Source organism: Streptomyces sp. NPDC090083, from assembly GCF_044747445.1.
Classification (GTDB): Bacteria; Actinomycetota; Actinomycetes; order Streptomycetales; family Streptomycetaceae; genus Streptomyces.
This window is the reverse complement of sequence record NZ_JBIVED010000001.1, coordinates 851,278-871,204: the sequence shown is the minus strand read 5'-3', so window position 1 is coordinate 871,204 and position 19,927 is coordinate 851,278. Positions and strand designations below refer to the sequence as shown.

The window sequence follows — 19,927 nt, the reverse complement described above, 5'->3', positions numbered from 1 at the left end:
CTATCCGAACAGCTTCTTGAGCTCGCGGTTCACGGCGGTGTCGGCCTTGTCGAGCGAGGCCTCGGGGTCACCGCCCTTGCGGACGGAGTTGGCGAAGACGTCCTCCAGCGCGGTGATCATCGCCTGGGTCCAGCCGATGTTGTCGAAGTGGCCGAACTCGTTGAAGAGCTTGACGCCCTCGGCCGGCAGACCGGACTTGAGCTTGGTGGCCTCGGCCGCGATCGACGCACGGGGCGGGATGTGGAAGCCGTAGGAGGTGGCCCAGTCCTCCTGGTCCTTCTTCTGGTCGATCCACAGCCACTTCACGTACTCCTTGGCCGCGTCGACGTTCGCGCCCTTGGCGTTGACGAACATCGACCAACCGCCGTTGTAGACCGACTGCTTGCCCGAGTCGATGGTCTTCGGGAACGGGAAGACGCCGATGTCGTCGCCGAGCGCCTTCTGGAACTGCGGCATCGCCCACATGCCGCAGAACTGGATGGCGCACAGGCCCTGGTTGAGGGCGGACGGGTCCCAGTAGTCGGTCGGGGCGTCGAGCAGCAGGTCGCCGCTGGTGAACAGTTTGCGCATCTTCTTGATGCCCTCGACGACACCCGGCGTGTGGTACGCGATCTCGTTCTTGTCGTTGAGGGTGTCGGCGCCGGCCGACCAGATCATCGGGTTGATGACGGCGTGCAGGTCGTTGCCGAGGTACAGGCCCTTGACCTTGCCGGTGGTCAACTTCGCGGCGGCCTCGATCAGTTCGTCGAGGGTCTCCGGAACCGGCACGCCGGCCTTCTTGAGCAAGGAGGGCCGGTAGAAGAAGAACTGCGGGTCGTCGATCATCCGGACGCCGTAGATCTTCCCGTCCACGGTGTGCGAGGCGATGTCGGCCGGGTTGAAGTCGGACTTGACCGGCTCGATGATGTCGCTCAGGTCGGCCACCTGACCGCTCTTCACCATCTGGATCTGCGGGTGGAACTCGAAGAGGTCGGGGGCGTTCTTGGTGAGCAGCGTGGCGAAGAGCTTGCTCTCGTAGTCACTGCTGGTGATCCACTGCGTGGTCACGTTCGCCGCGGAGTACGCCTTCGCGTAGCGCTTGATGGCCTGTTCCGTGCCGGCCTCGCCGTACGCGTGGAACATCTGGGTGAGCTGCTTGCCCGAACCGCCGCCGGTGCCCCGCCCGTTGTTGCCGCCGCAGGCGGCCAGCGTGCCCGCGGCCGCCATCCCCGCGGCCGCCCGGAATATCGAGCGGCGGGACCAGTTGCTGTTGCTCATTGCCGACATGGTGACGTCCTTGTCTCTCGCGCGGCTGCGGCTCCACGGCTCTGCGGCCCGTGGCCTGAATCGAGGTGCGGAGCGGGACGTTAACCTTCGCCTAAGCCTTCGGCAAGGGGTTGGACGAAGTCTGTTCGAAGCGTTGCGTAGCGTTCGGGATACCGGACGTGACGATGGTGCGGGCCGCCGCGAAGGCGACCCGCACCCGGCATTCAGATGGTCAATACACCTTTGACCAGGCCTGGTTGGCCCCGCCGTCGCGGCCGTGGAGCGGCCGAGGTCCCGCGCGCCGTCGTCACGAAGGCGGCGCGGTACGGCTCCTGGCCGACGTCGCGCGCCTGCCCGGCCGTGCCTTCTCCGCGGAGGCGCGGCGCTGGCCGACGGACTGAAGTGCCCCTTCCAGCGCGAACGTCGCCGCGCCCAGGCACGCCGGGTCGGTGAGGATGGGGGAGAGGACGATCTGGGTGGCGGCGAACGGCCTTCTCAGCGCGTGCCGTTGGACGGCCTCGCGCACCTCGTGCAGCAGCGGTTCGCCGAGCGTGCGGGCGACCCAGCTGCTGAGCACGACGACCTCGGGGTTGAGGATGTTGACCAGGTTGGCGATGCCCGCGCCGACGTAACGGGCCGTCTCCCGTACGACGTCGAGCGCCACCGGGTCGTGCGCGGCCACGCCCCTGGCCAGCGCGTCGATGGTGGCCGTCTGGTCCTCGGGGTGCAGCAGCGGGCTGCGCGGGCTCAACTCCCGCAGATTCAGCATGATTCCGGGCGCCCCGGCATACGCCTCGACACAGCCGTGGTTGCCGCAGCGGCACAGCCGGCCGTCGAGGACCAGCGTCGTATGACCCCACTCGCCCGCGCTGTTGCTCACCCCTCGGTACAGCGCCCCGCCGAGCGCGAGGCCCGCGCCGACGCCGGTCCCGAGGTTGACCACCACCGCGTCCCCGCGTCCGCGCGCCGCCCCGAACCACATCTCGGCGACCGCGCAGGCGCGCAGCGGGTTGTCCAGGTACAGGGGGTAGGCGATGACCTCGGACAGCAGGTCGAGCAGGGGCACGTCGTGCCAGTCCCAGTTCGGCGCGTACTCCGAGACGCCGGTGTCGCGGTCCACCTGCCCCGGCACGCTCACCCCGACGCCCAGCACCCGCGCGCCCTCGACACCGGCCTGCGCGACCACCGAGCCGACGGCGGCGGCCACATGGCTCACCACCTGCTCCGGCAGGCTCTCGCCGGGCCGCATGTCCTCGTCGGCGCGGGCCAGGACGTTCAGCGCGAGGTCGAAGAGCTCGACATGGACGTACGTCTCCGCGATGTCGACCCCGATCAGCGCGCCCCCCGACGCGTTCGCCGCCACGAGCCCCCGGGGACGGCCCCCGGCCGAGTCCTCGAAGCCGACCTCGGTGATCATGCGGAGGTCGAGCAGCTCCCCGACGAGCGTGGCCACCGTGGCCAGGCTCAGCCCGGTGGCCGCCGCCAACTCCTGCCGGGACGTGGGTGATTCGGCGATGATCTGGCGCAGCACCTCGTAACGGTTCGCGGTTCGGATGTCCCGTGATGTGCGCTTCACCGGAGTGACCGCCATCCCTCCCCCTCGCATCAAGCCGAGGCACGACGGCACCGGCGCGCGGCAAGGCTATGGCCAGGGAGCGAGGTTCGACAAGGGGTTAGGAAAGGGGCTGAACAAAGTCGGCCGCCGCTCAGCCGCCGAGCACGTCCCGGACGAAGGCGTTGGTGAACTTGCCCTCCGCGTCGAGGCCCCGCGCGAGCGCCGCGAAGTCCCCGAGCCGTGGATAACGGCCGCGCAGCACCTCCGCCGGGGTCGTGAAGACCTTGCCCCAGTGCGGCCGTGCGTCGAAGGGGTCGAGCGCCTCCTCCAGGCGCCGCACCACGGGCAGGACCGCCTCCGTGTCCTCGATCCAGGTGAAGTGCAGGGCGACCGTGTCCCGGCCGTACGAGGGGCTCAGCCACTGCGCGTCGGCGGCGACCGTCCGCACCTCGCAGGTCTGCAGCACGCTGGAGACCGTCTCCCGGATGCCGTCGACCGCGGCCAGCGCGTCGAGCGCCGCGGAGCGCGGCAGCAGGTACTCCGACTGCAGCTCCGCCCCGCTGCTCGGCGTGAACTCCGCCCGGAAGTGCGGCAGTCGCTCGTGCCACGGCCCCGGCACCCCGAACTGCTCGGTGGTGTTGACCGCGGGCATCCCCGGCACCGGGTGCAGCGCCACCGTCGCGGGCGCGGCCCAGGGGAAGTCGACCTGCGGTCCGTCGGTGCGGCGCTTCAGCCACACCTGCCGGAAGCCCGGCGCGCGCCAGTCGGTGAACAGGCTCACGCTGTACGCCGATGCCGCCACCGTCTCGAAGTCCAGCCCGGCGAGCGGCAGTTCGGTGAAGACGTGCTGTTCGACCTCGAAGGCGGGCTCCAGGTCGAGGGTGAGGAAGGTGACGACACCGAGCGCGCCGAGGGAGGTCACGGCACCCGCGAAGCGGTCGTCGCCGCGCGCGACGGTGACCGTGGTGCCGTCCGCCGTGACGATCTCGACCTCGCGCACGGCCGACGCGAGCGAGCCGTTGCCGACGCCCGAGCCGTGCGTGCCGGTCGCCACCGAGCCGGCCACGGAAATGTGCGGCAGGGAGGCCATGTTGGGCAGCGCGAGTCCCTGCGCGTCCACCCGGCGGGCCAGTTCGGCGTACCGGACGCCGCCCGAGACCCGTACCGTACGGGCCGTCGTGTCGATGTCGAACTCGGGCGGCAGCGCGGCGGTCGTCAGCAGGGTGCCGTCGGGGCCCGGCTCGGCGATGTCGTTGAAGGAGTGGCCGCTGCCCAGCACCCGGACCCGCGCGCTGTCGGCCACGAGGACCCTGAGGGCGTCGAGTGTGCGCGGGCGGTGGAGTTCCTTCGCCGCGTAGGTGATGTTGCCGGCCCAGTTGGTGACCGTCTCCGTCATGCCTGCCGTCCCTCCGGGAGCGTGCGTTCGCGTGTTCTGCCCCAGGGGTCGGTGCGCCCCGGCCGGGCGTGGATCGGCCCGGCGAGGAGGACTCCTGCTGCTGCCGCAGCATAAGTCGGCACCCGACGGCAGCGCGCCCACCGTCCACCGCCTGCGGATTTCGTTGCCCATGCATCGTACGGCTGCCGTATTCGTTGCAAGTGTGGCCATTGATCTACGGCATCGGTAGTCTCCGGCGGTATGACCGACCGCCTCCCGCAGACCGACCGCACCCGCCATCGCCGCCTCGCCGACCAGGGCAGCCTCGACCGTGCCGACCTGGACGCGATCCTCGACGCCGGGTTCGTCTGCCACCTCGGGGTCGTGATCGACGGGCGGCCGGTCGTCGTACCCACGGTGTACGGGAGGCACGGGCGGGAGCTGTACCTACACGGCTCCGTCGCGAGTCGCAGTCTCGCGGGCGGAACCCCGGTGTGCGTCACCGTCACCCATGTCGACGGGCTGGTGCTGGCGCGGTCCGTCTTCGAGCACGGGGTCAACTACCGCAGCGCGATGATCCACGGCGTGCCCCGCAAGGTCACCGACCCGGACGAGAAGTCGGCCGGGCTGCGGCGCCTGACCGAACACGCGACGCCGGGGCAGTGGTCGTACGCCAGGCAGCCGAGCCGCAAGGAACTCGCGGCCACCACCCTCCTCGCCCTCTCCCTGGACGAGGCGTCCGTCAAGATCCGCGCCGGCGCGCCCGACGACGGTGACGGACCCGACGCGGAGCTGGGCCTCTGGGCAGGCACCCTCCCCCTGACCTCGACCTGGGGCACACCCGTCCCGGACCCCGCCCTCCCCCCTGACACCCCGCTCCCCGCCCACATCGCCCACCGCGAGGGCACAAGCCAAGGCTGACCCGCATCCCACCCCGTCCCCCCCCAGGGGCGCGAGGAACCGCGCACCCAGCCACAACACCCTCGCGCCTCACACACACCCGAGCCCCCACCCGCAACACACCCGCACCCCGCAGCCAACCCCGAGCGCCCACCCGCAACGCACCCGCACCCCGCAGCCAACCCCGAGCGCCCACCCGCAACGCACCCGCACCCCGCAGCCAACCTCGAGCGCACCCCCGGCCCGCCCACCCCACCCACTCACCCAAACCGCACCACACCGCCCCCCCGCTCCCTCCGCCCGACCGCCGGGGGCATACCGTGAGGAGTCGTACGCCTAGCCAGGAGGAGAAACGGGATGGGCAGCCGCACCGCGCTGGTCGAGGATCTGATGGAGCGCTTTCCGCATGTGCCGCGGGAGGCCGTCTTCAAGGAGGACCTGCTCCGCGGAGGTGTCGCCTTCGACCCGTCCGCGCTCAGCGACAACGAGGGCGGTGAGGTCAAGCCGAAGTCGTACTTCATCTTCTCCTTCGACCACGGCACCCTGCCCGAGCTGGGCGAGGCCGCGCTGCGCCGCCCGCCTGAGGAGATCATCCTCACGGGAGGCCCGTACGACCTGCGCCGGACCGTCGTCTCCGTGCGGGTGAACCCGACCTCGCCGTACCGCGTGGCCGCCGACGACGACGGGGTCCTCGGGCTGTACCTCGACGGGAAGCGGATCGCGGACGTCGGCGTGCCGCCGATGCCGGAGTACTACCGGCACAAGCTCGCCAACGGGAAGTCCGTCATGGAGGTCGCCCCGACCATCCAGTGGGGCTACCTGATCTACCTGACGGTCTTCCGGGTCTGCCAGTACTTCGGCGCCAAGGAGGAGTGCCAGTACTGCGACATCAACCACAACTGGCGCCAGCACAAGGCCGCCGGGCGCCCGTACACGGGAGTCAAGGACGTCGAGGAGGTCCTCGAAGCCCTGGAGATCATCGACCGGTACGACACCGCGAAGGCCTCCACCGCCTACACCCTCACCGGCGGCGCGATCACCAAGACCGTCGCCGGGCGCGACGAGGCCGACTTCTACGGCCACTACGCCAAGGCCATCGAGGAGCGCTTCCCCGGCCGCTGGATCGGCAAGGTCGTCGCGCAGGCGCTGCCGAAGGACGACGTGCAGCGCTTCAAGGACTACGGGGTGCAGATCTACCACCCCAACTACGAGGTGTGGGACGAGTACCTGTTCAAGCTGCACTGCCCGGGCAAGGAGCGGTACGTCGGCCGCGCCGAGTGGCACAAGCGGATCCTCGACTCCGCGGAGATCTTCGGCGCGCGCAACGTGATCCCCAACTTCGTGGCCGGCGTGGAGATGGCGGAGCCGTTCGGCTTCAAGACCGTCGACGAGGCCATCGCGTCGACGACCGAGGGGCTGCGCTTCTTCATGTCGCAGGGCATCACGCCCCGCTTCACCACCTGGTGCCCCGAGCCCACCACCCCGCTCGGCAAGGCCAACCCGCAGGGCGCCCCGCTGGAGTACCACATCCGGCTGCTGGAGGCCTACCGCGCCACGATGGAGGACTTCGGGCTCAAGTCCCCGCCCGGCTACGGCGAACCGGGCCCCGGCCGTGCCGTGTTCTCCGTCAGTTCCTTCATGGACAGTCTCCCTGCCGAGGAGCCCGCGCCTTTGTAAGGTAACGGTGTGGCCAACTCCTGCGACGGCTGAGCCTGGAGGGGCTCGGACACGTACAACTGCACAGAGGCGACCGACAGTCACCGTAATTGAATACGCGGCTTGTCAGTTGTGTGGGATGCGTGAAAGGCTCTGGCCCTGTCACGAGGCAGCCCCCCTCCAACTCGCTTACTGTCGAAGCTAGTTGGCCGTCATTCGTGGATGCAGGAGACCCATGCCCGACCTGCCGACTCCTCAGGACGCCGCTGAGGCAGCACTGTTCACCGAGTGCTGGGACGCCGTGCTGTCCTACGCCGACCTGTGCACGTCCGGAGCCGCCTCGGCCACCGAACTGGCCGGGGAGGCGTTCGCGCTCGGCATCCAGGAGGCCCGGTCCGCCGGGACCGGCCTGATGCGCGGACCGGCCCGCCGGGTGCTGCCCGTGATACCGCTGCTGCTGACCGCCGTGCGCACCACGGCCGCGGCGTGGGAGCTGGCCGGGCGCGGGCACCGGCTCGACCCGGACCTGCGGCTGTGGCTCAACTCCGAGAAGGCGGCCCGCTATCACGGCATGCCGCTGCAGCGCCCGATCGCCCTGCGCGGACTGCGGGACCTCCAGGAGGCGGACGCGTCGCTGCTGTGGCTGGCCGAGGTGGAGGCACTGCCGTTGCCCGTCGTGGCCCGCCGCCTCGGCCTCGACCCGGCCGCCGTCTCCACCGAACTCGCCCAGGTGCGGGCCCTGTTCCGGGACCGCTGCCACCGCAGCCACCTCGACACCCCGATGGACGCGGAGTGCCGCAGCTACGCCCGGCTGCTGGACGCGGTGACCCGTTCGCCCGCCGCCGACACCCCCGAGGACCTCTCGCGACACCTCGCCACCTGCGTGCAGTGCGCGGAGGCCGCCGCCTGTCTGCGCCTCGCGGGCGGCGGACTGCCCGCGGCCCTCGCGAGCGGCGTCATCGGCTGGGGCGGGCTCGCCTATCTGGAGCGCCGCCGCCGGGCCGCCGAGGTACGACTGGGCGCGGGGCGTCCCGTCGCCGAACTGGAGGCGGGCGAGCCGAAGGAGGGCGCGAGCAAGGCGCGCCTCGTGCGCAACGGACTGCTCGCCGCGGCCGTGCTGCTGTCCCTGGTGGCGCTCGGCCTGTCGATGATGCCGATGGGCGGCTCCGGCCACGACAACGCGGCCCGCGACGACGCCGACCGCCAGCCGGTGGCCGACCCCGGCCCCACCCTGTCGTCCGTCGGCGCCCACCCCTCGCGCACGTCCTCGGCGTCCTCCCGGCCCACGGCCGGCAGCACGGCGACCGCCGCGGGGGACAAGAACCCCGACACCGAACCCCAGGGCACCGCCTCGACGACGGCGGGCAACTCACCGGCGCCCACCAACAGTTCGGGCTCGGGTTCGGGTTCGGGATCTGGCACTTCCGCGGCGGCGGGCTGCGACGTCACCTACGACCTCGTCAACCAGTGGCCCGACGGCTTCCAGGCCACCGTCACCGTCACCACCACCAAGGCCCTCGACACCTGGCGCGTCGCCTGGTCCTACCGCGACGGCCAGCAGGTCACCCAGATGTGGGACGCGACCGTCGCCCAGGACGGCTCCCGGGTCTCCGCCACCGCCGCCGACTACAACAAGAACGTCGCCGCGGACGGCAGCTTCACCTTCGGCTTCCTCGGCACGTGGAACAACACCAAGAACTCGGCGCCGTACGACTTCACGCTCAACGGCGCGTCCTGCAAGTAGCCCGGCCCCTGCCCCACGCTCCCTGTCCCGTGCCCGTCCCGCCGCCCGTCCGGCACCCGCTCCGAAAGCATCGCCGGGCGGGTGACGGACGAGGGCCGACTACCGGCTCACTGGCGGCCGTAGGCCAACCGCCGGCTCACTCGCGGACGTTGCTGCGCTTGCCGATCAAGTCCCGGTACAGGGCGGCGCGTTCCTGGTCCGTCCTGGCCTTGGCCAGTTCCGCCTTCCAGTCCTTCTCCAGGTCCTTCAGCCGCTGCACCCAGTCGCCGAACTCCTTCAGGTCGACGTGGCGTTGACTCGAACTGAGCGGGGCGCCGGCGCCCAGCTTGTCGTCCTTGTGACCGCCGAACTGGCTCACCGGGTTGCTGTTCTTCTCGCTGCTCGTGATGCCGTGCTGGTAGCCGTCGGGAGTCCTGCCGCCGGGCCCCGCGGTCTCCAGGCCCACCTGAAGTCCCCCGTCCCGCTTGTCTGTCGGCGGCTTGTAGCCCATGAACATGTGCCCGTACGACTCGTTCGGGAGGATGGTGTCGCCGTGGTAGTCGGTGTTGCCCATGCCCCCGGCGGCCAGGGGCAGGCCGTAGAGGTGGCTGTGGGGGTCGGCCCAGTTCTGCACGGTGGCCCCGAACTCGCCCTTCTCCACGAACGTGCCGGGCGTGCCGTCCGCGCTGTTGTCTCCGATCTCCAGGTGGTGCGTGCCGAACATGCGCCGGTACACCGGCTTCTCGGGGGCCGACCGCATCTCCCAGGGCTTCCGGTTCTCCTTGGTGATGTGCAGCCACTGGGGCAGCTCGTAGCCGTGCTGGCCGTCCGCGAGCTGCGGGATGCGGATGTTGACGCGACCGCCGTAGGCCAGGGCGTGGGCGACGTCGTCCTTGAAGTCCTCGTGCATGCCCGCCTCGGGGTTGAAGACCTTCAGCCCCTCCTTCAGGATCAGGAAGATCTTGGTCAGCACGTCGGTGCCGCGCTGGACCCGCTCGCGGTGCTTCTCCGCGTCCGCCACGTCGTCGCTGATCCCCGGCGGGAGCATGGTGCTGACGAAGGTCTGGAAGATCTGGTCGTTCCGCTCCCCGGTCAGCCGGTCCTTCTCCGACCGCGGGGTGTCCTCGGCGTGCATGGCCATGTGGCGGCCGAGCTGGTAGTCGGAACGGCCGGGCTTCTCCGGCTCCTTGCCCTGCCCGCGCTCCTCGACGTTCTGGTGCCAGCGCAGGGTGGCCACGAGGAGCCGCTTGCCCTCCGGCTGCTGGAGCCAGCTGCGGAAGTCACCCGCCTTGAGGTAGGCGTCGGCCTCGGTGAGCGTGCACAGGCCCATGGTCTTCAGCCACTTGGGGTCCTCCGACTCCACGGCCCTGATCGCTTCCAGCTCCTCGCCCGTGAAGCTCGGGCCGCTGCGCACCCGCCGGTGGATGACCGCTCGCACGTCCCTGTTGCGGATCTGCTCGTCCGTGCCGACCAGCAGGCGCGCCAGCCGGGCGATGGCCGGGGGAGAGGCCGCGATCGGCGGTGATACCGAGGGCCGGGGCGGAGTCGTGGCCGGTCCGGGCCGGTCCGCGCGCTGGACGGCGACATCACCGTCCACGCTGCACCGCCCCGCCGGGCACGGACATCCCGGGCAGCGACAGGTCGGGGGCGCCGCCCCGGGCCAGCCTGCGGCCGTTGGCACCGGCGCTCCGCTCGAACGGGTCGTCCGGGTGGGAGACCTTCTCGCCCCGGCCGTTGTCCGTACCGGGGACAGGCCCCAGCGCCTGCTGCCGGATGTGGTCGACCTCCTCGAACATCACCTCGTCCTCGACGCCGCTGCCGCCGAGCACGATGTGCGAACCGGTGGTGTAGGCGAGCGCCCCCAGCTCCTCGGCGGAACGCTGGGCGACCGGCCCGTTGTGCACCCGTACATGCCCGAAGTCCATGCCGTACGCCGTCTCGGCGCGCTGCAGGATGCGCGGCTCCAGCGGGCTGCCGGGCGAGCCGACGGCGTCCACGACCGACGCCCGCTGCACCGGCACGGCCTCCGCGGGCTCGGCTGGCTCGGCGTGCTGTTCCTGGGCGTCCCTGGCCCGCTGGATCGCCCGGGTCACCGCGGCGTTCCCCGCGGCCTGCTGGAGAGCGGTCAGCGGAGGCAGGGCGGCGGCCGACCGGGGCCGGGCCACGGGGTGCCCGCCGGCCCGGTCACCGCTCGACCGGTTCTCTCCCTGGATCCGCATACACCGTTCCCCTTTGCTCGACGGGCGCCCTCCCCGTTCCGGATGCCCCTCCCTCTTACGCGACAGGGGACAGGGCGTGCAAAGGCCGAACGGGCAGAGCCGGGGGCAGAGTTGGGAACGGAGCTGCGAGCAGAGTTGCGAACAGAGGGGGCAGGGCGGGGGGCGGCTTCGGCGGATGTCGAGGGGCGCCGGACTCCCGGGCTCGGCGCGGTAAATGGGGTGGCGCGGTGGCCGCGCACCTTCTATGGTTCCTGATGTTCGAGCTCCCGGACTCGGGCTGTTCGAGCGGTGACGGTGTGTCGCCGCAGGTGAAGTGGCGTATGCCGAGGGAGGTGTGACCGATGGCTGTTCCTGCGACGGGCGTGACCCACATCCAGAAGCGCATCAAGTCCACCTCCGTGGCCACCGGCTGACCTTCACCTTCCACCGCGCCCGAGTGCGCGCGCCGGGGCCACCCTTGTGAAGGGTCTCCCTTGACTTCCACCTCTGCTTTCCTCGCGCTCGCCCGCTACGGCTGGGACGACGCGTGGGCGGACGCGTTCGCCCGTCACGACGCCGCAGGGCTGCTGCCCGGCCGGGTCGTCCGGGTCGACCGGGGCCAGTGCGACGTCGTCACCGCCGACGGCACCCTGCGCGCCGACACCGCGTTCGTCACCCCGAACGATCCGCTGCGCGTCGTCTGCACCGGCGACTGGGTCGCCGTCGACCCCGACGGCGGCACCCCGCGCTACGTACGGACGTATCTGCCCCGCCGTACCGCCTTCGTGCGCTCCACCTCCTCCAAGCGGTCCGAGGGGCAGATCCTCGCGGCCAACGTCGACCACGCGATCGTCGCGGTGCCGCTGACCGGGGAACTCGACCTCGGCCGCATCGAACGGTTCCTCGCGCTCGCCTGGGAGTCCGGAGCCCGGCCCGTGGTCGCGTTGACCAAGGCCGACCTCGTGCCGGACGCGGTGACGCTGTCGTATCTCGTCCAGGACGTGGAAGCGGCGGCGCCCGGTGTGCCGGTGCTGGCCGTGAGCGCCGCCACCGGGGACGGCGTCGACGTGCTGGCCGCGGTCGCCGCCGGGGGCACGTCCGTGCTGCTCGGGCAGTCCGGCGCGGGCAAGTCCACGCTCGCGAACGCGCTGCTGGGCGAGGACGTGATGGACGTCCGGGCGACGCGTGACGTCGACGGCAAGGGGCGCCACACGACCACCACGCGCAACCTCCTCGCCCTGCCCGGCGGCGGGGTCCTGATCGACACCCCCGGGCTGCGCGGGGTCGGCCTGTGGGACGCGCAGACCGGCGTCGGCCAGGTGTTCGCCGAGATCGAGGAACTGGCGTCCCGGTGCCGTTTCCACGACTGCGCCCACACCGCGGAACCGGGCTGCGCCGTCCTCGGCGCCGTCGACTCGGGCACCCTCCCTGAGCGCCGCCTCGACAGCTACCGCAAGCTCATGCGCGAGAACCAGTGGATCGTCGCCAAGACCGACGCCCGTATGCGGGCCGAACTCCGCCGCGACTGGAAACGGAAGGGAGCGGAGGGCAAGGCGGCGATGGAGGCGAAGCGGGGGCGCCGGGTCTAGAGCGCGAGGCCCGGGCGCCCGCCCCCGCCCCCACCACCACGTCCGATTTCCGCCAGCCCCGCCCCCGGGGATGGCGGAGACTGGACACCGTGATGGACGAGGAGAGCAGGTACGAAGCCGTGCGGAGCCGGGATGCCCGGTTCGACGGGGAGTTCTTTTTCGCGGTGGTCACGACCGGCATCTACTGTCGGCCCAGCTGTCCCGCGGTGACGCCGAAGCGGCGGAACGTGCGGTTCTTCGCGACCGCCGCCGCCGCGCAGGGCTCGGGGTTCCGGGCCTGCCGCCGGTGCCGGCCGGACGCCGTGCCGGGCTCGGCCGAGTGGAACGCGCGCGCCGATGTCGTGGGCCGCGCCATGCGGCTGATCGGCGACGGCGTCGTGGACCGCGAGGGCGTCGCCGGGCTCGCCGTACGGCTGGGCTACAGCGCACGGCAGGTCCAGCGGCAGCTCACCGCCGAACTCGGCGCCGGGCCCGTCGCCCTCGCCCGGGCCCAGCGCGCCCACACCGCGCGCGTGCTGGCGCAGACCACCGACCTGCCGATCACCGACGTCGCTTTCGCGGCGGGTTTCGCCAGCGTGCGCCAGTTCAACGACACCATCCGCGCCGTGTACGCGTCGACCCCGAGCGAGCTGCGGGCCACCAAGGCGGCGCACGTGTCCAAGGCCACGGCCGGCGGCCCCTCCGCCGGAATCCCGCTGCGGCTCGCCCACCGCGGCCCCTACCAGTCCGCCGCCGTCTTCGACCTGCTCGCCCGCGAGGCCGTCCCCGGCGTGGAGGAGATCACCGGCAGCCCCGGCCGCCGTACCTACCGCCGCACCCTCCGCCTCCCCTACGGCACCGGAATCGTCGCCGTCGTCGAACGTCCCGGCGTCCTCAGGGCCGCGTCCCTGGCCCACCCGGGCGGCTGGCTCGACGCCCGGCTGCACCTCACCGACCACCGGGACCTGACCACCGCCGTCCAGCGGCTGCGACGGCTCTTCGACCTCGACGCCGACCCGTACGCCGTCGACGAACGGCTCGGCGAGGACCCCCGGCTCGCCCCGCTCGTCGGTGCCCGCCCCGGCCTGCGCTCACCGGGCACCGCCGACCCGGAGGAACTCGCCGTACGGGCCCTGGTCGGTCCCGCGGCGGCCGAGCGGCTGGTGAGGCGGTACGGCAAGACGCTGGACGCCCCGTCCGGCGGCCTCACCCATCTCTTTCCCGAGCCGTCCGCCCTGGCCGGGGCCGCACCCGGCGAACCCCTCTCCGCCCTCGCCACCGCCCTGGCCGACGGCACGGTACGGCTCGACGCCGGGGCCGACCGGGACGACGCCCAGGCCGCCCTGCTCGCGCTGCCCGGCATGGACGCCGCCACCGTCGCCGTCATCCGCACCCGCGCCCTCGGCGACCCCGACGTGGCACCACCCGACACCGACACCCCGGACGCCTGGCGGCCCTGGCGTTCCTACGCCGCCCAGCACCTGCGGCACGAGCGGCACGAACAGCACCCAGAGCACCGCGAACACCCACAACACCTGCCCATGGCAGAGGAGTTGGAGTCCCGATGACCGGCCCCACGATCGAACCGACCATCGTCCGCTGGACGAGCTTCGACAGCCCTCTCGGCCAACTCCTGCTCACCGCCGACGAGTCCGGGGCCCTCACCTCCCTCTCCGTCCCCGGCCAGAAGGGTGGCCGCGGCGTCCGGCCGGAGTGGCGGCAGGACCCCGGCCCCTTCCGTGCCGCAGGCGATCAGCTCGCCGCCTACTTCGCCGGTGAACTCAAGGAATTCCAGCTGGAGTTCCGCACCTCCGGCACCGACTTCCGGGAGCGTGTGTGGTCCGCCCTGGACTCCGTCCCGTACGGCGCGACGACCACGTACGGCGAGATCGCCGCGCGGATCGGCGCGTCCCGGGCCGCCGTGCGGGCCGTGGGCGGTGCGATCGGGGCCAACCCGCTGCTGGTCGTCCGCCCCTGCCATCGGGTGATCGGTGCCGACGGAGCACTGACCGGCTACGCGGGCGGCCTCGACCGCAAGGTCCAACTCCTCACCCTGGAGAACGTGTTGGGCTGAATCAGCCGGTCTCCAGGCCCCAGCTGTGGATCCGCCGGGGGTGGATGCGGATCACCTCTTCGCTCATGTGCGGCCCCAACTCGTGCGGGCCGACCAGGAGTTCGGCCTCACCCCGGATGTCGATGCCCCGTACCTGCCAGGGGCTGACGCTGACGATGTCGTCCACGACCAGCGCGACCTTCGGGTTCTTCCGCAGGTTGCGCCACTTCTTCGTCGTACCCATCGCATAGCCGCCGACCAGGATCGTCCCGTCGGCCTGCGGGAAGAAGCCGACGGGGTTCGCCTGCGGCTGGCCCTGCGGGTCGACGGTGGCCAGTCGGCCCAGCCGCTGCGAGCTGAGGTACGCGCGTTCGGCCTCGGTGAATTCGGTCATGCCCGCAGCCAAACACGCCCGCCCGCCCCGCGCATCGGCCTCGGGTCCCGGCCGCCGTCCGCAGTACGTCCTACGCCGGACAGGGGACGCGGGCCCCGGCACCGGTGATGCGCCGCCGTCCGCCCCTCCCCGCATGCCACGGTCGCCTTCGTTGTGGCTGGTGGGAGAGGTGGAGCGCGCATGGTCGGGGCCGGACGGGTCGTCGTGGGACTGCTGGTGCTGGGGCTGGGAGCGGCGGTCGGGACGGCGGGGACCGTGGAGACCGCCGGTGCGGCGACCCCCGACGCCTCCGCGTCCAGGTCCTCCGTGTCCACGTCCTCCACGTCCACGGTCCCGGCTCACCGAGGCGCTGTTCCTCAAGCCGCCGCTCCACGAGCCGCCGCTCTCCAGGCCGATGCTTCCGGAGCCGCCGTCCCCGATGTCCGGGCCCGCGACCCCTTCGGCACCTGGACCGGCACCTGGGAAGCGGCCCCCTCCGGAACCGCCCCGGCCCACCCCGGCGCCTCCTTCCGCAACGTCGTGCACCTCAGCGTCGGCGGTGGTGCCACCCGGGTGCGGCTCACCAACCGGCTCGGCACCGCGCCCCTCCGGCTCGACGCGGTGACCGTCGCGCTGCGGGAGTCGGGAGCGGACGCCGTGCCCGGCTCGATGCGTGCCGTCACCTTCGCCGGTGTCACGGCGGTCACTCTCCCCGCGGGCCAGGACCTGGTCAGCGACCCCGTCCCGCTCGCCGTGCCCGACGGTGCCGACCTCCTGATCACCGTCCACACGCCGGGCGACTCCGGCCCGGCCACCTACCACCGTGCCGCCGGACAGACCAACTACCGTGCCCCGCAAGGGAATCGGACCGCCGACGAGGACGGCTCCGCGTACACGGCGACCACCACCTCCTGGTACTACGTCACCGGCGTCGACGTCCTCGACGCGCAGGCGGCCGGCAGTGTCGTGGCCTTCGGCGACTCCCTCACCGACGGCAACGGCTCCACCCGCGACGCCAACCACCGCTGGCCCGACCGTCTGGCCGAGCGGCTCGGCGCCCTTCCGTCCTACCGCCGCCTCGGTGTCCTCAACGCCGGTGTCTCCGGCAACCGGCTGCTCCGCGACGACGTGGGGCCGAGCGGGCTGGCCCGGCTCGACGCGGACGCGCTCTCCCGGTCGGGCGTGCGCGTGCTGATCGTCCTCGAAGGCATCAACGACATCAAAGGCACCCCGAACGCCACCGACGCCGGTGCCTTCGAGGACGCGTACCGCACCCTCGTGGCCCGTGCCCACGCGCGGGGCGTCCGCGTCATCGGCGCGACCCTCACGCCGTACGGCGGCGCGGGCGCCTTCACGGCCGCGCGGGAGGCCGTACGGCAGAAGGTCAACACGTTCATCCGGGGCGGCGGGCCCTTCGACGGGATCGTCGACTTCGACGCCGCCGTCCGCGACCCGGCGCAGCCGCGGCGCATCCTTCCCGGCTACGACTCCGGCGACCACCTGCACTTCAACGACGCGGGCCTGCGGGCCCTCGCCGAAGCGGTCGACCTCACCGCGCTCGGCTGAGCGGCCCGGGTCAGCCCCAGATCACCGCGCCCACCCACGCGCCCATGATCAGCAGGCAGGTGAACAGCTCGGTCAGCACGCTGGAGCCGCCCGAGCGCATCGCCGTACGCAGGGCGGCCATCGCCTCGCCGTGCCGGCCCAGGCGGAGACGTTCGTGGAGGTAGACACCGGCCATGAAACCGGGGATCGCGCCGAGCACGGGGATCAGCACGAAGCCGAGCAGCGCGCCGACCCCGGCGTACACGCCCATTCGGGGAGTCGCGCCGCTCGCACGCAGCCGGCGCGGCGGCAGGACCCAGCGCACCACCTGGGAGAGGAAGAGGACGACGGTCGCGCCCACGAGGACGCCCCAGGCGACCGGCTGCGGGTCCTTCAGCGCCCACCACAGGACCGCAGCCCACACCAGCCACGACCCCGGCACTCCGGGCACCAGGACTCCGCACAGGCCGAGCAGGATGACGACGCCGACCAGGAGGAGTTCAGCCACTCCCATCTGTCCAGCGTGCGGGACGGACGGCGAAACCGCAGGTCAGCCACGGGCCACCCAGCCCCGTTCGTACGCGTGCCAGCCCAGTTGCAGCCGGGTCGTCACCCCGCTCAGCTCCATCAGCCGCTTCACCCGGCGCTGGACGGTGCGCAGGCCCAGATCGAGCTGTTTCGCGACGCTGGCGTCCGTCAGCCCGGCCAGCAGCAGGGACAGCACCTCCAGGTCCGTGCCGTCGGGGCCGTCCGGCTGCTGCTCGACGGCGCCGGACGTGCCCAGGCGCAGCGGGAGCGCGTCCCGCCAGACCGAGTCGAAGAGCCCGCAGAGCAGCTCCAGCAGTCCGCTCGCGTGCACGACGAGCGCGGCGGGCTCGGCGGTGTGCGAGGTCAGCGGGACCATCGCGAGGGTGCGGTCGGCGACCACCAGCTTCGTCGGCACGGTGTCCACCACCCGCACCTGTTCGTCACGGTCGAGGGCGGCGGTCAGCTCGGTGAGGCCGTCGGGCAGGTCGAGGGCGGCGCGTTCGAGGACGACCCGGTAGCGGACGCCCCGGTCGGCGGCCTGTTCCTCCGCGTGGTTCTCCCCGCCGGTGACGGCGACCGGGTTCCCGGTGACCAGCGCCCGCACCTCCTCGGTCGCGCCGAGCTGGAGCTGGAGGAAGCGGCTGCTGACGGCGGCGGCTCCGGTCACCACCTCCACCAGGTCGTGCACGGCGGGTTCGGCGGCGGTGGCCCGGTACTCCTCGGCGAGCAGTGCGGCGGCCAGTTCGGCCTTCTCCAGTTCGTGCCGCCGCTGGGTGAGCAGTGCGCCGAGGGCGACCCCGGGCGGGGCGGCGACCCAGCGGCCGGGGCGGGCGGAGGACTGGGCCGCGAGTCCGTGCCGTTCCAGGCGGCGCAGGGCGCGTTCGGTGTCGTGCTCCCCGAGGGTCAGCCGTCGGGCGAGATCGGGCACGTCCGCGGCACCCACGGACACCAGGGCGCGGTACGCCGACTCGTGCGCCTCGTCCAGGCCTATCGCTCCCAGCATCAGGTGCCGTTCCTCCCCGAAGACAGCACCCCGCGGGGTGCGCGGTGACGGAACCGGCCGCGGTGGCGGGAAACAGCCACGGCGCGAACCCGCCTCGGCACATCATCGCCGTACCACCCGTCACTCTGCCAAGGTTGCGTCACGGGGGCCTCAACTGCCGCCCGTAATGCCCGTATGGAGCCTTCTTGGTCTGTGGGTTCGCGTACGGCCCGCCGTGGGTGGGCCGTCGGACGTCACAGCGGATCTTCAGGAAGACGGGGCACACTCGGGCCGGGTCACCCAGGTCGTCGCCGGGCGGTTCTCCCGTGGGGGGTGGGACCGCCCGGCGGCTCTGTGCCGGATGGGTGTCCGGCAGGTCGCCGACGCGCCGTTCGCGGACCGGCTCACGTCTGATTTTCCGGACGCCCCGTTTCCAACCGGCCTGCGCGGTGGACAATTAGGGGCATGAGCCAGCAGGGGGGAACGCCGACCGGTCACGAGGACGACTGGTGGAGCCAGCTGTACGACGACACCACGGAGGACACGGGGCCGACGGCCGCGGGGGACTCCGTCGACGACCGGTTCGCCTCGGCCGCGGGCACGGTGGAGCTGCGCGGGCCGGGGGAGGGGACGGGGGCCGCGCCGGGTACCGGTTCGGGTCCGGCGACGGATCCCGGTACGGGTTCGGCGGGGTCGGGTGTTCCGGCGCCGCGTACGGCGGGCAACTCCGGGCGACCTGCCGCCGCGGACCCGCCCACCGAGCCTCCGGGGTTCAGGCCGTACGGACCCTCGGCCCCAGAGCCGCCGGCCGTTCCCGCGCCGCCTGCCGACACCCCCGTAGCCCCTCCGGAAGGCCTCCGACCGGAAGGCCTCAGGCCAGCAGGCTTCCGTCCGGACGGACCGGCCTCCCCGGGCGCCTCCCCGCAGCCGCCCGCCACCGCCCCCGGACCCCCGGCCCCCGCCCCGCCCTCCCTTCGCCCGGCCGGCCCGCTCCGCCCGTACGATCCGCGCCCGTACCCGCAGCCTCCCGCGGCCCCGCCGCCCGCCGACAACCCCGGTCCCGCGCGAGGGGACCTGCGTCCGGGGAACCCGCCCGGGCCCGCTCCGTACGCGCGGCCGGCCGCTCTTCCCGCCCCGGAGCCCGCCCCGCGGCCTCTCCCCAGCGCTCTGCCCCAGCCCCCGCCCCCACCACCCCTCACCACCCTCGACTACGTGGGTTCCGGACCTCCCACCTACGACGCCGAGCCCACCGCGCTGCCGCCCGCCGACCCGGACGAACTGGACGACCTGGTCGCGGACACCGTGCTGGACGGCGCGCGGTACGGGGCGAGCACGCTGCGGGCCGCCTCGGTGCGGGGGGACTCCGCGCGGTTCAGGGGGGAGCCGCGGCGGGACTCGTTGCTGACCGCGCGGTTCGGGGCCGGGGAGCAGGCGCTGGTGCTGGTGGCGATGGCGACCGGGGCGCGGGCCACACCGGGCGCGCACCGGGCCGCCGCCGAGGCGTGTCACTGGATCGCGCGCGCCGTGGGCCGCAGCCACGCGCGGCTCTCCGAGGACATCAGGGCCGCCCGGCGCGGTGACCTGAAGTCGGGGCTCCACCGCCTCACCGACCGCAGCCTCGGCAAGCTCCGGGCCAGCGCCGCCGAACAGGGCATCGACCCGGAGGAGTACTCGGCCGGTCTCCGCTGCCTGCTCCTCCCCGCCGACCCGGAGTGCCGTACCCGCGTGTTCTTCGGGGTCGGACCGGGAGGACTCTTCCGGCTGCGGGACGGCGAGTGGCAGGACATCGAGCCCAGCGTCGCCGACGCGATCGGCGAGGCCGTCGTCGGGTTCGGGTCGCAGCCCGCCGAGACCCCCGAGGGCGACCGGCTCACCATGGACCTCGGCATCCCGACACCCCCGAGCCCGTACGAACCCGCCCCCGAACCGCCCCGCGAACCCTTCCGCTTCCGTGCCTCCGTCGCCCGCCCGGGGGACGCGCTGCTCATGTGCACCGGCGGGCTGGCCGAGCCGTTGCGCGGCGAGCCCGAACTGTCCGCCCATCTGGCGGGACGCTGGTCCGGTACCACTCCGCCCGGTCTGGCCGCCTTCCTCGCGGACACCCAAGTGCGGGTCAAGGGTTACGCCGACGACCGCACGGCCGCCGCCGTTTGGGAGGCGTGAGCGCCGAGGCTGTGAATTCATGGACCCGGAGGGATCCGCAGGACACCGGAAACCGAAGGGCAC

17 protein-coding genes are annotated in these 19,927 nt (G+C 72.6%); 8 read left to right on the top strand and 9 right to left on the bottom strand.

Annotation, left to right across the window (positions count from 1 at the left end; genetic code table 11):
- The 3 genes from ACIPTO_RS03670 to ACIPTO_RS03660 all read right to left on the bottom strand — a co-directional run bounded on the left by ACIPTO_RS03670 (position 1) and on the right by ACIPTO_RS03660 (position 4,196).
- Positions 1-1,266, bottom strand: a complete 1,266-nt coding sequence (locus ACIPTO_RS03670) for a sugar ABC transporter substrate-binding protein (protein ID WP_366311974.1) — start codon at positions 1,264-1,266, stop codon at positions 1-3.
- Between the two features lie 286 nt (positions 1,267-1,552).
- Entirely contained in the window at positions 1,553-2,836 is a 1,284-nt protein-coding gene (locus ACIPTO_RS03665) for an ROK family transcriptional regulator (RefSeq protein ID WP_401189215.1), read from the bottom strand.
- 115 nt (positions 2,837-2,951) lie between these two features.
- Entirely contained in the window at positions 2,952-4,196 is a 1,245-nt protein-coding gene (locus ACIPTO_RS03660; RefSeq protein WP_401189213.1) for an FAD-binding protein, read from the bottom strand.
- 240 nt (positions 4,197-4,436) lie between these two features.
- Between ACIPTO_RS03660 and ACIPTO_RS03655 the strand changes: the two genes are divergently transcribed.
- The 3 genes from ACIPTO_RS03655 to ACIPTO_RS03645 all read left to right on the top strand — a co-directional run bounded on the left by ACIPTO_RS03655 (position 4,437) and on the right by ACIPTO_RS03645 (position 8,475).
- Positions 4,437-5,096, top strand: coding sequence for a pyridoxamine 5'-phosphate oxidase family protein (locus ACIPTO_RS03655; protein WP_401189211.1), 660 nt, complete (start codon positions 4,437-4,439; stop codon positions 5,094-5,096).
- Positions 5,097-5,432: 336 nt separating this feature from the next.
- Positions 5,433-6,752, top strand: coding sequence for a radical SAM protein (locus tag ACIPTO_RS03650; RefSeq protein ID WP_366311967.1), 1,320 nt, complete (start codon positions 5,433-5,435; stop codon positions 6,750-6,752).
- A 214-nt stretch (positions 6,753-6,966) separates the two neighbouring features.
- Positions 6,967-8,475: a cellulose-binding domain-containing protein gene (locus ACIPTO_RS03645; protein ID WP_366311965.1), complete on the top strand. Its 1,509-nt coding sequence runs from the start codon at positions 6,967-6,969 to the stop codon at positions 8,473-8,475.
- A 136-nt stretch (positions 8,476-8,611) separates the two neighbouring features.
- Here the strand turns inward: ACIPTO_RS03645 and ACIPTO_RS03640 are convergent, their stop codons facing one another.
- Both ACIPTO_RS03640 and ACIPTO_RS03635 read right to left on the bottom strand, forming a co-directional pair.
- Positions 8,612-10,051 (bottom strand): hypothetical protein, encoded by a 1,440-nt coding sequence (locus ACIPTO_RS03640; protein ID WP_401189207.1) that lies wholly within the window; start codon positions 10,049-10,051, stop codon positions 8,612-8,614.
- On the bottom strand, positions 10,041-10,673 hold the full coding sequence (locus tag ACIPTO_RS03635) for a DUF4157 domain-containing protein (RefSeq protein WP_401189205.1): 633 nt from the start codon (positions 10,671-10,673) through the stop codon (positions 10,041-10,043). Before ACIPTO_RS03635 ends, ACIPTO_RS03640 begins: the two co-directional genes overlap by 11 nt.
- Before the next feature lie 473 nt (positions 10,674-11,146).
- Here ACIPTO_RS03635 and rsgA point away from each other — a divergent pair, with 473 nt between their 5' ends.
- The 3 genes from rsgA (at position 11,147) to ACIPTO_RS03620 (ending at position 14,294) form a co-directional block, all read left to right on the top strand.
- On the top strand, positions 11,147-12,241 hold the full coding sequence (rsgA, locus tag ACIPTO_RS03630) for a ribosome small subunit-dependent GTPase A (RefSeq protein ID WP_401189202.1): 1,095 nt from the start codon (positions 11,147-11,149) through the stop codon (positions 12,239-12,241).
- Positions 12,242-12,333: 92 nt separating this feature from the next.
- Entirely contained in the window at positions 12,334-13,788 is a 1,455-nt protein-coding gene (locus ACIPTO_RS03625) for a bifunctional transcriptional activator/DNA repair enzyme AdaA (protein ID WP_401189693.1), read from the top strand.
- Entirely contained in the window at positions 13,785-14,294 is a 510-nt protein-coding gene (locus ACIPTO_RS03620) for a methylated-DNA--[protein]-cysteine S-methyltransferase (protein WP_366311958.1), read from the top strand. Before ACIPTO_RS03625 ends, ACIPTO_RS03620 begins: the two co-directional genes overlap by 4 nt.
- Position 14,295: 1 nt before the next feature.
- Here ACIPTO_RS03620 and ACIPTO_RS03615 read toward each other — a convergent pair whose 3' ends face one another.
- On the bottom strand, positions 14,296-14,667 hold the full coding sequence (locus ACIPTO_RS03615) for a PPOX class F420-dependent oxidoreductase (RefSeq protein ID WP_401189200.1): 372 nt from the start codon (positions 14,665-14,667) through the stop codon (positions 14,296-14,298).
- Between the two features lie 180 nt (positions 14,668-14,847).
- Between ACIPTO_RS03615 and ACIPTO_RS03610 the strand changes: the two genes are divergently transcribed.
- Positions 14,848-16,212 carry an SGNH/GDSL hydrolase family protein gene (locus tag ACIPTO_RS03610; protein WP_401189197.1) on the top strand — a complete coding sequence of 455 codons (1,365 nt, stop codon included), beginning with the start codon at positions 14,848-14,850 and terminating at the stop codon, positions 16,210-16,212.
- 10 nt (positions 16,213-16,222) lie between these two features.
- On the opposite strand, the gene ACIPTO_RS03605 is transcribed toward ACIPTO_RS03610, so the two are convergent.
- From ACIPTO_RS03605 to ACIPTO_RS03595, 3 genes are all read right to left on the bottom strand, one after another.
- Positions 16,223-16,705, bottom strand: a complete 483-nt coding sequence (locus tag ACIPTO_RS03605; protein ID WP_366311953.1) for a DUF456 domain-containing protein — start codon at positions 16,703-16,705, stop codon at positions 16,223-16,225.
- A 36-nt stretch (positions 16,706-16,741) separates the two neighbouring features.
- Positions 16,742-17,722: a helix-turn-helix domain-containing protein gene (locus ACIPTO_RS03600; RefSeq protein WP_401189194.1), complete on the bottom strand. Its 981-nt coding sequence runs from the start codon at positions 17,720-17,722 to the stop codon at positions 16,742-16,744.
- A gap of 473 nt (positions 17,723-18,195) precedes the next feature.
- Positions 18,196-18,459, bottom strand: coding sequence for a hypothetical protein (locus ACIPTO_RS03595; RefSeq protein WP_401189191.1), 264 nt, complete (start codon positions 18,457-18,459; stop codon positions 18,196-18,198).
- 454 nt (positions 18,460-18,913) lie between these two features.
- Between ACIPTO_RS03595 and ACIPTO_RS03590 the strand changes: the two genes are divergently transcribed.
- On the top strand, positions 18,914-19,864 hold the full coding sequence (locus ACIPTO_RS03590; protein ID WP_401189189.1) for a protein phosphatase 2C domain-containing protein: 951 nt from the start codon (positions 18,914-18,916) through the stop codon (positions 19,862-19,864).
- Positions 19,865-19,927 lie beyond the last annotated feature (63 nt).